This is a genomic window from Rhizobium sp. M10 (genome assembly GCF_002531955.1).
GTDB lineage: Bacteria > Pseudomonadota > Alphaproteobacteria > Rhizobiales > Rhizobiaceae > Rhizobium > Rhizobium etli_C.
The window spans coordinates 61127-74363 of the sequence record NZ_NWTA01000004.1; the positions used below are offsets into that span (position 1 = coordinate 61127).

Annotated in this window: 11 protein-coding genes; 2 read left to right on the forward strand and 9 right to left on the reverse strand. The window is 62.6% G+C overall.

Annotated features, from left to right (window positions below; genetic code table 11):
* Positions 1-104 precede the first annotated feature (104 nt).
* Positions 105-2219, forward strand: a complete 2115-nt coding sequence (gene glyS, locus CO671_RS07965) for a glycine--tRNA ligase subunit beta (protein WP_097605487.1) — start codon at positions 105-107, stop codon at positions 2217-2219.
* Between the two features lie 213 nt (positions 2220-2432).
* Positions 2433-2927 carry a DUF523 domain-containing protein gene (locus CO671_RS07970; RefSeq protein WP_097605488.1) on the forward strand — a complete coding sequence of 165 codons (495 nt, stop codon included), beginning with the start codon at positions 2433-2435 and terminating at the stop codon, positions 2925-2927.
* 173 nt (positions 2928-3100) lie between these two features.
* Here the strand turns inward: CO671_RS07970 and CO671_RS07975 are convergent, their stop codons facing one another.
* The 9 genes from CO671_RS07975 to CO671_RS08015 form a co-directional block, all read right to left on the reverse strand.
* Complete coding sequence (locus CO671_RS07975) at positions 3101-3565, reverse strand: plant virulence effector HPE1-like domain-containing protein (RefSeq protein WP_097605489.1); 465 nt, start codon at positions 3563-3565, stop codon at positions 3101-3103.
* 104 nt (positions 3566-3669) lie between these two features.
* Positions 3670-4941, reverse strand: a complete 1272-nt coding sequence (gene purD / locus CO671_RS07980; RefSeq protein WP_097605490.1) for a phosphoribosylamine--glycine ligase — start codon at positions 4939-4941, stop codon at positions 3670-3672.
* A gap of 65 nt (positions 4942-5006) precedes the next feature.
* A complete protein-coding gene (locus CO671_RS07985) occupies positions 5007-6938 on the reverse strand; it encodes a DUF2207 domain-containing protein (protein ID WP_097605491.1) in 1932 nt (643 codons plus the stop codon).
* Positions 6939-6976: 38 nt separating this feature from the next.
* Positions 6977-8239 (reverse strand): 3-phosphoshikimate 1-carboxyvinyltransferase, encoded by a 1263-nt coding sequence (gene aroA, locus CO671_RS07990; RefSeq protein ID WP_097605492.1) that lies wholly within the window; start codon positions 8237-8239, stop codon positions 6977-6979.
* An 86-nt stretch (positions 8240-8325) separates the two neighbouring features.
* Positions 8326-8877 carry a LemA family protein gene (locus CO671_RS07995; RefSeq protein ID WP_097605493.1) on the reverse strand — a complete coding sequence of 184 codons (552 nt, stop codon included), beginning with the start codon at positions 8875-8877 and terminating at the stop codon, positions 8326-8328.
* Between the two features lie 115 nt (positions 8878-8992).
* Entirely contained in the window at positions 8993-10741 is a 1749-nt protein-coding gene (locus CO671_RS08000) for a DUF2207 domain-containing protein (RefSeq protein ID WP_097605494.1), read from the reverse strand.
* A gap of 147 nt (positions 10742-10888) precedes the next feature.
* Positions 10889-11845 carry a glycine--tRNA ligase subunit alpha gene (locus CO671_RS08005; RefSeq protein WP_097605495.1) on the reverse strand — a complete coding sequence of 319 codons (957 nt, stop codon included), beginning with the start codon at positions 11843-11845 and terminating at the stop codon, positions 10889-10891.
* A gap of 263 nt (positions 11846-12108) precedes the next feature.
* On the reverse strand, positions 12109-12300 hold the full coding sequence (locus tag CO671_RS08010; RefSeq protein WP_003584596.1) for a hypothetical protein: 192 nt from the start codon (positions 12298-12300) through the stop codon (positions 12109-12111).
* Between the two features lie 18 nt (positions 12301-12318).
* On the reverse strand, positions 12319-13179 hold the full coding sequence (locus tag CO671_RS08015) for a S49 family peptidase (protein WP_097605496.1): 861 nt from the start codon (positions 13177-13179) through the stop codon (positions 12319-12321).
* Positions 13180-13237: the final 58 nt, after the last annotated feature.

Genomic DNA, 13237 nt, shown 5'->3' on the forward strand with positions numbered 1-13237 from the left:
CCATCGCCCTCTTCCGTTTTTGCGGTTGTGCAGATGCGGCATTCTTTGATAGCAGAAGCAACGTTTTGGATCGCCCTGCCCGCGGGCGCAAGGAAAAGTGTGACATGCCAAACCTTCTTCTCGAACTCCGCTCCGAAGAGATTCCAGCCCGCATGCAGCGCAAGGCCGCCGGCGACCTGAAGAAGCTCGTCACCGATGCGCTCGTCGAAGGGGGTCTGTCCTATGAGGGCGCGCGTGAATATTGGACGCCGCGGCGGCTGGCGCTCGACATTCACGGCCTGACGGCCCGCTCGGCCGATGTGCGCGAGGAGCGCAAGGGGCCGCGCACCGACGCCAATGAAAAGGCGATCGAAGGTTTCCTGCGCGGCGCCGGCCTTTCGTCGGTCTCCGAGGCGCAGGTGGTCAGCGATCCGAAGAAGGGCGATTTCTACGTCGCGGTCATCTCCAAGCCCGGCCGCGCAGCGGAAGAGATCGTCGCCGAGGTGATGCCCGCCATCATCCGCGATTTCCCCTGGCCGAAGTCGATGCGCTGGGGCAAGGCCTCCTCCAAGTCCGGCGCGCTGCGCTGGGTGCGGCCGCTGCAGTCGATCGTCTGCACTTTCGGCCCCGAGCATGAGGAGACAGTCGTCATCCCCTTCGAGATCGACGGCATCACCGCCTCCAACATCACCTACGGCCATCGTTTCCATGCGCCCGAGGCGATCACCGTTCGGCGCTTCGACGATTATGCAGGGAGCCTGGAAAGGGCGAAGGTCATCCTCGATGCCGAGCGGCGCAAGGACATCATCCTGCACGACGCGCGCGACATCGCCTTCGCCAACGGGCTCGAACTGGTGGAAGACGAAGGCTTGCTGGAGGAAGTCTCCGGCCTCGTCGAATGGCCGCAGGTGCTGATGGGTTCCTTCGAAGAGGATTACCTCTCCATCCCCTCGGAAATCATCCGGCTGACGATCAAAACCAACCAGAAGTGCTTCGTCACCCGCAAGCAGGGCGAGGACACGCTGTCGAACCGGTTCATCCTCGTCTCCAACATCCAGGCGCATGACGGCGGCAAGGAAATCGTCCACGGCAACGGCAAGGTGGTGCGGGCCCGGCTTTCGGACGCGCTGCATTTCTGGAAGCGGGACCAGGGCAATTTGCCGGATCTCGAAACGCTTGCAGCTTCGGCGGCAAAGTTCGGCCTCGACCTCAAGAAGCCGCTCGATCAGCGCATGGCCAAGCTCGACGCGCTCGACGTGACGTTCCATGCCAAGCTCGGCACGCAGGGCGCGCGCGTCGCCCGCATCCGGGCGCTGGCCAAGGAATTGGCTGCTGTCACCGGCGCCGATACCGCGCTCACCGATCGCGCCGCCGTGCTCGCCAAGGCCGATCTGCGCACCGAAGCCGTCGGCGAATTTCCGGAGCTGCAGGGCCTGATGGGCCGCAAATATGCGGTGCTGCAGGGTGAAAACGCCTCGGTTGCCGCGGCCGTCGAGGATCACTACAAGCCGCAAGGCCCGTCCGACCGGGTGCCGGAAGACAAGGTGGCGATCACGCTGGCGCTTGCCGACAAGCTCGACACGCTGACCGGCTTCTGGGCGATCGACGAAAAGCCGACGGGATCGAAGGATCCCTTTGCGCTGCGGCGGGCAGCCCTCGGTGTCGTCAGGATCCTGCTGGAGCGAAGGGTCCGCCTGCCGCTGTTGGCGACAACAAGGGATGGCGATCTGCTCTCCTTCTTCCACGACCGGCTGAAGGTCTATCTGCGCGATCAGGGCGCCCGCCACGATCTCATCGACGCCGTGCTGACGCCCGATGCCGACGACTTGCTGATGGTGGCGCGCCGTGTCGAGGCGCTGACGGCCTTCATCACCTCGGAAGACGGCAAGAACCTGCTTGCCGGCACCAAGCGCGCGACGCAGTTGCTCGCCGCCGAGGAAAAGAAGGGCACCGTCATTGCCGACGGCGTATCCCCGGCACTCCTGAAGCTCGACGCCGAGAAGGAGCTGTTTGCCGCCATATCAAGCGCCTCGAAGGATGCGGCGAATGCCGTGGCCGGGGAAGATTTCCGTTCGGCGATGGAAGCTCTCTCCAAGCTGCGCGGCCCGGTCGACCGCTTCTTCGAAGAGGTGCTGGTCAACGACGAGGACGCCGCCATCCGCGCCAACCGCCTCGCCCTCTTGCGGCTGATCCGCGAAGCGACGGGAACGGTTGCGGATTTCTCGAAGATTTCGGGCTGAAAGCCGGGTTTCGGCTGGGCGTTTTAACTTAAACGCAATACATGCGGCCATGGGTCCTCGGGTCAAGCCCGAGGACGACGGAGGAGAGGTGTGCCGTCCTATCGTAAGGGCCAATCGAGGCGCAGGATCTTCGAGCCACCGCCGAGGAATGATCACGCAATACGAGGTCATCCAACACTGGCATTGTCGCCGCCGTGGCGCTATCAAACAGGCATGCAAGACAAGATTCTCGTCAGCGCCTGTCTTATGGGCTACGCCGTCCGCTATGACGGGCGGGCGAAGCCGTTGGTGCATCCGGCGATAGAGCGCTGGCGCGCCGAGGGGCGGCTGGTGACAATCTGTCCGGAAATGTCGGCGGGCATGCCGGTGCCGCGGCCGCCGGCGGAGATCGCCGGCGCGGCAACGGGCGAAGAGGTGCTGGGCGGCACGGCGCGGGTTGTCGAGATCACCGGCGGCGATGTGACGGAAGACTTCCTGCAGGCGGCGGAGAACGCCGTGGCGCTCGCAAGGCAGGCCGACTGCCGCTATGCGCTGCTCATCGACGGCAGCCCGTCCTGCGGCTCGGCTTTCATCTATGATGGCAGCTTTTCCGGCCGCAGGCAGGCCGGCAACGGCGTGACGGCGGCGGCGCTGAAAGCGGCCGGTATCGAAGTGTTTTCCGATCGCGAGATCGAGCGGCTGATCGAACGCGTGGCGCACGCGACGTGAAAACGACGTATCTGCCGGCGCTGTCTCTAGGTCAAAACAGAATGCACCCCCGCTTCTCTTCGAGGGTGCATCCGGTCCACCTGACGTGGAACCCCAACGATCGAAACCTTGATCGGGCAGGGGCAGGGAACTTTTTCTTCACGCAAATCAGGACGGAAGAAGCTGGAAAGTTTTTAGAACCGCAGCTTGAATTCGGACACGTTCAGCGGCGCCGGCTGTTCGGCCATGCCGGCGGCAACCGGCCGGGCATCGCTGCCGATGACGGCGGCGGTGGTGGCGTTCATATCGATGCCATCTGCGGCCGGGGCTGAAGGCGCGGCGGCAATCATCGCTTCCGGGGTCGCTTTGCTGACGAAGACCACGGGCGAACCGCCCATCCAGGCTTCGGTGCGATAGATCTTCTTTTCGCCGCCGACATCACGGACCTCGGTCGCCTGCACGGCGCCGGGCTTCAGTTCCGGCACCGTATAATCCTTCTTGGTGATCTCGGCCTGCAGCGGCGGGCAATCGGCGCAGCTTTCGGTGACGATGCTGCCCTCGGCAGCGCGCGGCGCGGCCTTGCCGATCACCTCGATCGAGGAGGCCATTGCCGAACCCGCCATCAGCAGGATTGCCGCACCGAGGAAAATCTGACGCATGAAGCCGCTCCGTCTCACTATGAGAGTGTTTTAACGCAGCTTTGTTTCCATCCCGTCAGGGGAAAGGGTAAAAATTTAACGAAGGCGCCGGTTTACACCTGATATCAGGCTTTTTCGCGCTCGATCGCCCGCCAGCCGATGTCGCGGCGGCAGAAGCCGTTATCCCAGCGGACCTTGTCGAGCAGGGCGTAGGCGCGGTCGCTCGCCTCGGCGACCGTGCCGCCGGTCGCGGTGACGTTCAGCACGCGGCCGCCGGTCGCAACCAGCGCGCCGTCCTTGAGGCCCGTACCGGCATGAAACACTTTCTCGCCGTCGCCCGCCTGCGGCAGGGAGAGGATCGGCGTGTTCTTTTCATAGGCGCCGGGATAGCCCTTCGAGGCCATGACGACAGTCAGTGCCGGATCGTCGCTCCAGTCGGCGCTCACCTGATCGAGCGTGCCGTTGGCGGTAGCCAAAAGCAGCGGCAGCAGATCGCTCTTCAGCCGCATCAGCAGCACCTGGCATTCGGGATCGCCGAAGCGGACATTGTATTCGATGAGTTCCGGACCCTTCTCGGTGATCATCAATCCGGCAAAAAATACGCCGGAGAAGGGATGGCCGCTTTCGGCCATGCCGCGGATCGTCGGCTCGATGATCTCCTTCATGGTGCGCTCGACCATTTCGGCGGTCATCACGGGCGCCGGCGAATAGGCGCCCATGCCGCCGGTATTGACGCCGGTATCGCCCTCGCCCACCCGCTTGTGGTCTTGGGCGGTTGCCAGCGGCAGCGCATGTCTGCCATCGCAGAGGCAGAAGAAGCTTGCCTCCTCGCCGTCGAGATAGGCTTCGACGACAACTTCGGCGCCGGCCGCGCCAAAGGCGCCCTCGAAGCAGTCGTCGACGGCGGCCAAGGCTTCATCCAGCGTCATCGCCACCGTCACGCCCTTGCCGGCGGCAAGGCCGTCGGCCTTGACGACGATCGGCGCGCCCTGAGCGCGAATATAGGCCTTGGCCTTCGGCGCGTTGTTGAAGCGCTGATAGGCGCCGGTGGGAATGCCGTAGCGGGCGCAGATATCCTTGGTGAAACCCTTGGAGCCCTCGAGCTGGGCGGCGGCGGCGGAGGGACCGAAGACGGCCAGGCCATCGGCGCGCAAGCGGTCGGCAAGGCCGGCAACGAGCGGCGCTTCCGGGCCGACGACGACGAAATCGATTGCCTTCTCCCGGCAGAAAGCGGCGACCGCTTCATGATCGTCGATATTCACGGGTACGAGGATGGCGTGTTCGGCAATGCCGGGATTGCCGGGTGCGGCATAGAACTCGCTCAGCAACGGCGATTGCGCCAGCTTCCAGGCGAGTGCGTGCTCGCGTCCGCCCGATCCGATCAACAGAACCTTCATGCGCCACCCTTTCCTTTTGTCCCTGGCGGTTAAGGGCCAAGCGCCGAAAGGTCAAGCGGGAAAGCTTACCAGCCCCCGCCTCCGCCACCGCCGCCGCCTCCGCCGGAGGAGCCGCCGCCGGAAAAGCCGGATGACGAGCTCGACGGCGGTGGCGACGGGATCGTCGAGGCGATGGTCGAGGCCATCGACGAGGAGAAGCCGCCGACGCGGTCGGAAAAGCGGCCGCTGTCGAAATCGCCGGAATACCAGGAGGGGTCGTAGGCCGCGGCCGTGCCGGCGGCGGCAGCCGCAAGCCAGGTCTCGAAGGTGCGCGACCAGGGTTTTTCGACACCGAGCGCCACCGCATAAGGCAGCAGCGTCTCGAAATGCTGCGGCGACATTTCGGGCGCGCCGGCCATGTTCATGCGGTCCTTCTCGGCCAGCGTCAGATATTGCCGCAGGCCATCAACGCCGTCCATCATCCTGGCGCCGAGCGGGGTCGGCGCGCCCATGATGAAGAAATAGAGGATGTTGAGCAGCACGATGCCGCCGATCGCAAAGAGCATCGGCGTCTCGTGCAGTTCCACGAGCGAGGAGGCGAAGGCCAGAACGCTGAGCAGAAGGATGCTCACGCCGACGAAAACAACGATTGACGTGACCACGAGTGCGATGATCTTGCCGAACAGCGATCTGCCGCGATAAAGCGGCCGGGTGAACCCGGCGACCAAGACGGCAATGAAGACCGAGATGGCGATCGGCATCAGCATCATCACGACCGTATCGGGCTCGAGCGACCCGACAATGAACGGCGCCGCCAGGAAGACGGCACTGAGCGCGACGCCGCCTATGGTGTAGCCGATATTGGAATTGTAATATTTGCCGCGGTGTTCCTTCTCGATCGCCGAGCGGAAGGCTTGACCCACCGATTTCACATGCTCGCCATTGGCTTTGTCGATCGTCAGCGTCCTGCCGGCGCCGCCGGCGGCTTTCAGGAGCTCGGTCTCGCCGGCCTGCAGTTTTTGCCTGTCGAGCGGCCTGCCGGTGCCGCGTATGGTGATCGAATTCTTGAGATCTTCGAGCTTGACGTAACCGCGGACGGCCAGATCGAGGGCGGTTGCGGCAAGCGCCGTCCAGCCTCCGGAGAAGCCCTTATTGTCGATATAGTTGACCAGGGCCGGCGAGATGCCCTCCGGCGCATCCCAGCGCGGCACGACGACACCGCGGGCGGGGTCGCGGCCGACCTTCCACCAAGATCTCCCATAATAGGCGAAAACCAGGATCAGGCCGCCGAAGCCGATGAAGTAATCGCGGTTATCCTTCAGCCACCATGTGCTCTCCATATCCTTGCTCGGCGGATCGATCGACCCTTTCGGCATGCGGATCGCGAAGGTCAGGCCATCGTTGGGATTGAGCGGCGCGGTGGTGGAAAAGACGAGGCCGGCTGCGGTTTGGCTGACGCGGGCATTCTTTTCCGTCGCGCCTTTCGGGCCGGTGAAAAAGGTCGTCTGCGTCGCAGCGACACCGGGCGGCAGCTTCACCGTCGCGGTGGCCGAGCGGATCGGGAAGAGCCAGCCATTGCCGGTGACATTCCAGTAGAGTTCGTCATGATCGTCGAAATAGCGGACCTGACGGTCGGTCCTGTAGGTGAAGACGTAGCGGTGGCGGCCCGGCGTCACCGTCACCTCGGCCGAACCGGCATAGATGCGGATGCCGCCTGATATCTGTTCCGTGTGCCAGGGCTCATCCTCGCCATCGCGCTTCACCGAGACGACGTCGAAGTCGACGCTGCGGCGACGGCCGCCGGCGTCGGTGAAATAGAGCGGGAAGTCCCGGAAGATGCCGTGCTTGATCCGATCGCGCTCGGCATTGACGGTGACGGTTTCCGTCACCGTCATCGCACCGCTCTTTTCGAGCGCAATGTCGGAGACGAAACTGTCGATCAGTTCCGTGGCAAAGGCCGCCGGGGCGGCCACCAACAAGAGCAGCGCCAAGCAAAAACCGAAAAACCGACGCCCCATCCCTGTCTCCCCGCCGGCAGCCTCGGCTGCGCTTTCCGTCAATCCTTGTCCCGATATGTCACGCCGAGTGCGGCGAGCGTGCGCCAGTAAGCCGGGAAGGTCTTGCCGACGCAATCGGGATCGAGAATGGTAATGCCGTCGATCTTGAGGCCCGCAAGCGCAAAGCTCATGGCGATGCGGTGATCGGCGAAGGTGTCGATCGCGGCCGGCAGCGTCTGACCGGCGAGAGCAGGATCGGAATGAACGATCAGATCGTCACCCTCCTCGACGGCCAGGCCTTCGCGGATATTGTTGAGCCCGGTCGACAGGGCGCGGATACGGTCGCATTCCTTGACGCGCAGGTTGGCGATGCCGACGAAGCGCACCGGCGTCTCGTTGAAGGCGGCAAGCACGGCGATCGTCGGAACGGCGTCCTGCATCTGCGAGCCATCGATTTCAGCCGGCAGATGCGGGAACTTGGCAATCGTCTCGTAGGCCTTGGCATCCGGCTGGGTGAAGGCATCATTCGGCACGCCGAGATCGATCTTGCCGTCGCTCAGCACTTCGGCCGCCCAGAGATAGGTGGCGGCGGACGCATCCGGCTCGATGACGAAATCGGCGGCGCGGTAGCCGGTCGGCTCGACGCGCCAGGTGACGGGACTGGTCTTTTCGACCTTGGCGCCGAAGGCCTTCATCGCCGCCGTGGTGAGATCGATATAGCCAAGCGCGCCGATATCCTCGCCGACGAGCTCGATGTCAACAGGACGGTCGCCGCCGGCGGCCATCATCAGCAGCGCCGAGACATATTGGCTGGACAGCCCGCCATCGATCAGGATGCGGTCGGCTTCGAAGCGGCCGGTCCCCCTGACGGTGACCGGCGGGCAGCCGGTCTCGGCGCTCACATCGATGCCGAGTGTGCGCATCGCCTCGACCAGCGGGCCGATCGGGCGCTTGCGCATGTGCTCGTCGCCGTCGACGATGACGGTGCCGTCGACGAGCGCGGCCGCCGCCGTCAGGAAGCGTGTGGCCGTACCGGCATTGCCGAGGAAGAGCGGCGCCTTCGGCGGCATGAGCCGGCCGCTGCCCGTGACGACGAAGGTGGTCTCATCGGGCTCGTCGATCGCAACGCCCATGGCGCGCAGCGCATCGGCCATATAACGCGTATCGTCGCTCTTCAGCGCGCCGGTCAGCCGGCTCGTGCCCTTTGCAAGGCCGGCGAGCAGCAGTGCCCGATTGGTGATCGACTTCGAACCCGGCGGCATGGCGCGGCCCGAAAGCGGCCCGGCAGGCGGGATGATCGTGAGTTTGGCTGTGCGTGTCATGTTGTTTCTTCCATGGAGCGACCATTGCCGGCCGCAATCTGCCCTTGCTCTTAATCGCTTTCTCGCAAAGGCAAAATGCCGGACCGTCAGAATTTCACGCTGGGGACGGCACGATCGGCCTCATTGGTGATTTCGAAATATTCCCGCTTGGCAAAACCGAACTGGCCGGCGACGAGATTGGAGGGGAAGCTTTCGACCTTGACGTTGAGATCGCGGGCCGCACCATTGTAATAACGCCGCGACATCTGCAGCTCGCCCTCCATGGTTTCCAGCGAATCCTGCAGCTCGGCAAAATTCTGGTTGGCCTTGAGATCCGGATAGGCCTCGGCGAGCGCGATGACCCGCCCGAGCGCCTGGCCGAGCAGCCCTTCCACCTGCGCCCTGCCGGCGACATCGCCTGATGGCACGGCCTGCGCCTTGTTCCGGAGCGCAACCACCTCCTCGAGCGTCGACTTCTCATGGGCGGCATAACCCTTGACGGTCTCGATCAGGTTCGGGATCAGATCGGCGCGGCGCTTCAGTTGCACATCGATGCCCGACCAGGCCTCTTGCGCCATCTGCCGGGAGCGAACAAGGCCGTTATAGATGAAGACGATGTAAAGCGCGATGACAGCGACAATAGCGAGTATGACAAACATGCAGATGGGCTCCCCGATTCGATGATCGCACGTTAGTGATTCGGCCATGGAAAGTCATCGTGGCGAAACAATTCTTCAGCCGGTTTCGATGAGACTTTGATGGATACTCTGCTGACTAAGAGGTTATCAGCCAATCCGGAGCATAGGCATCCATCTTCTGGCTCTCTCGCCACAGATTGAAGCGTTCGGTCCAGCGCTGCTCGACGTTGAGCGCGACTGCGAATGGCAGATTGTGCTCGTAGCATTCGACCGACATTGTCGGGCCGTTTATCTCGCCGCTGATATAACGATTCAAATTGAGGATATTATTGCGGATCTGCCGCTGCTTCGGCGTTGGCATGCGCAGCATCGCGAAAACCGCGATAATGCCGGCAATGTGCAGCAAGATCGCCGTCAGATATGGCCACTGTTCGCTGATCACCTTGGTCGTGCCGATATAGGAAAGCGCAGCAATCACAATCGCCGGAAGCCCCACAAACAAAAAAGTCGCCTGTGCGAACTGCTCGGAGGTGCCGGTGGCCACGGGAAACCGCTCCGGATGGCGAAACATCGTTGTAACGATCAAAAGAACCAACAATATCCCGCAGATGGCCGCGGAAAAAATCAAAAGGCCCGAGAATGAGGCGACGACAATGCCAAGAACCAGAACGGTCGCAGCAGTCGCCAAGCTCCATCGATCTGTGCCTCTGATCTTCTGATATTCCTCGGTGACTGTTCTGTGCAATTCATCCCTCACATCAGGCCGGGCATTTTTAACTCTGCGCCGATCGCCGGCAGGCCGCTCTCCTTCAATTTGGCCGAATACCAAGCGCGTCGCAGCCGGAAGAGCATACCACCTGGAACGACCCGGCTTGCCCTTCTTGCGCTCTTGCTTTGTGATTAAGTTCGAAGCCTCCGCATCCTCATCCAGGCTGGAAATGCGAAGCATTCGCTTTACTGCGAGTTGGCAGACGGACGCCAGGAAGGCCGCTTTTGCCGCATCTGCCTTCCAATTCCGGAACAGATAGGCCGCAAGAGCGGGGGATATGTTTTGCGTTATTTTGGTGTCGACAGTTATCAATGGTGCAGGCACAAGCCAGGACGGTCGAAAATTGAGGATAGCGACCAGAGCGACGATCAGCGGCCCTAAAATGCTTATGAAGGGGAGAAAGTGATCGGAAAGCCACCACTGTATCCGCTTCCCGCTTGTTACAATCACAAAGGTCCCTGCGGGATATTCGATCTCGATATCAGGCAGGACTCTATCCCCCTTGCCTGCTGGAATCGACACCAAGAGCTCATTCGGCGCGCTGCGCGTGACGTCATAGGCCGCCGCCCGATCCTGTTGCGAAGGGCGTAACGTTCCGCCCGGCGGCAGCTTCAGGGTCAGCGTTTTTTTCGCTCCCTGGCCGTGCACGCGACCCATATAGGCTGGCAGGAAGAGAACCTCGCGGTTGCCTTCCTGACGAACCAGGCGTCCGAGCCAGTAAGCGATCTGGATCTTTGTAGGAACCTTGGGCAGATCTGCGGAGCAACTTTTGCAGTGCTCCATTCCTATATAAATCGAATAGCCCGGCACATTGTTTTCTATGGAAAAATATTCATCGAGTCCGCCGCGCCGAGCTGCGGCCAGTTGGAAATCGCGCCAGTGAACACCACCTGACGCATCCGTGAAACGTTGAGGGATATCAACGTAAACGCCGCCGTAATTTTCCGCCCTTTTGACCGCTATGTCGAAGAACTCCGACACAAAGGCGGTGCCGTCGGTGTAGACCTCAACCGTGCTGTTTGCCGATTGGACGGTGAACTCTTGGTCGAAATTGCTGCACGACGTCAGTGCGAGCAGCATGGCGCATAAGATGGGCCATGATAAAAGGCGCAACATCCCGCCTGCGCAGTTTTCAAATGCGATTTTGAAATAAAAAATGCCGCTCTTCAAAAGACAGACCGAATCTATACCTGATCGAAACAGCGATAAGCTTCGCGCGAAAGAAGCGCAGTCTCGAGAGCGGCGAATTTTTAGAGACGGCTTTTACGCCGCCTCTTTCGACAGGTTGACGCCGCCGGCATCGGTCAGCAAGAAGGCTTCGCCGCAGGCTTTGGCGAGGGTGCGCACCCGCAGGATATAGCTCTGGCGCTCGGTCACCGAGATGACGCCGCGGGCATCGAGCAGGTTGAAGACGTGGCTGGCCTTGATGCACTGGTCATAGGCCGGGAAGACGCATTTGTGCAGGCGCTGGTTGGCGCTGTTGCCGGGGGCGCCGGCATCGAGCAGCGCCCGGCATTCCTTCTCGGCGTCGACAAAGTGGCGATGCAGCATTTCGGTATTGGCGAATTCGAAATTGTGACGCGAATATTCCTGTTCGGCCTGCAGGAAGACGTCGCCATAGCTGATCTTCTCGTCGCCCTCGCGGCCGTTGAAGTTCAGATCGTAGACATTGTCGACGCCCTGGACATACATGGCCAGGCGCTCGAGACCATAGGTCAGCTCACCGGCGACCGGCGCGCATTCGATGCCGCAGACCTGCTGGAAATAGGTGAACTGCGAGACCTCCATGCCGTCGCACCAGCATTCCCAGCCGAGGCCCCAGGCGCCGAGCGTCGGGCTTTCCCAATCGTCCTCGACGAAGCGGATGTCGTGCAGCAGCGGATCGAGGCCGATCGCCGCCAGCGAGCCGAGGTAAAGCTCCTGCAGGTTCGGCGGGTTCGGCTTCAGGATGACCTGATACTGGTAATAATGCTGCAGGCGGTTCGGGTTTTCGCCATAGCGGCCGTCCGACGGGCGGCGGGAGGGCTGGACGTAAGCCGCCTTCCAAGGCTTCGGCCCGAGGGCGCGCAGCGTGGTGGCCGGGTGGAAGGTGCCGGCGCCGACTTCCATGTCGTAGGGCTGCAGCACCGCGCAACCCTTGTCCGCCCAGTAGCTATGCAGGGTCAGGATCAGCGCCTGGAAGGAGCGCTTCGGGTTCATATGGTCTGGGATAGCTGACATCGACGGCACCGATTGCTTAGGGATTATCGGCGCGACAGGTGCCATGGAGGGCGGCAGGGGTCAAGGGTTTTGCGGGAGGGCATGTCGAGAGACACTGCCCAACGGCTGCCCCTCACCCTAGCCCTCTCCCCGCGCGCGGGGAGAGGGGACGTGCCCCGCGAGAGGTCAGCGAGGAACGGAGACGTTGCGGCATGCCCCCTTCGCCCCGTTTACGGGGAGAAGGTGCCGGCAGGCGGATGAGGGGCAGCGCAGGGCAATACCTTCTATTCCTCATCCCGCTTCAGCCGGTATTCACCGGTCACGGGATCCTTGACCAGCGTGCCGATCGCGCCGGTCTGGCGCTCCTTCTCGGCGCGGCGCGATTTTTCAGCGAGCTTGCGGGCGTCGGAGACGAAGCGGCGGTAGAGCCACCAGGCCGAAAAGACCAGGACCAGGATGGTGATAAGCTGTGCCATGCCCCTCTCTTGCTCCTCTCAAAGCCCGAAGCGGCTCCACAATGCTCTCTCTTCCGCCGCTTCGACAAGCCCCGTCGCGAGTCCCGATGCGGCGCCCTCGAGCGAGACCGGCGACACGCCGGGAATGCGGCGGCCGAGCAGGCCGCGGCTGGCGGTGACGAGCTCAAGCTTCGCCTTCTGGCCGTAGCGCCGCTTCAGCTCCTGGCGCATGTCGCCGAGGCCGTCGACGAGGCCGAGTTCGAGGCCGCGGGTGCCGCTCCAGAACAGGCCGGAAAAGACGGTGGCGTCATCCTTCAGCTTGCCGGCGCGGCGCTCGCGCACCATCGAGATGAAGACCTGATGGATCTCGAGCTGCAGGCTCTTTAAATATTCGATGTCCTTTTCCTTTTCCGGCTGGAACGGATCGAGGATCACCTTGTTTTCGCCGGCCGTGTAGACGCGCCGCTCGACGCCGATCTTCTTCAGGAGTTCGGGAAAGCCGAAGCCGCCGGAGACGACGCCGATCGAGCCGACGATCGAGGTGGCGTCGGCGATGATCTCATCGCCGGCAAGCGCGATCATATAGCCGCCGGAGGCGGCGACGTCCTCGACGAAGACCAGAACCTTCTTCTGCTTCTCGCGGGCAAGCTCGCGGATGCGGGTGAAGATCAGCCGGGACTGGACGGGCGAGCCGCCCGGCGAGTTGATCGAAATGGCAACCGCCGGCGAGCCCTTCATGGCGAAGGCCTTTTCCAGAACCGGAGCGACATTGGCGAGATTGAGGGTCGGCCGGAATTGGCCGCCGCCGCTGATGATCGCGCCCTGCAATCTGACGACCGGGATGGTGACGCCCTCCTTGCGGAACCGTTTCGGCAGCAATTTTTTCCAGAATCCGGCCATTTCCCATCCTTCGCTTCGGGTCGCCCGATCGTCATCTGCGATCGGCATCCATGTATGC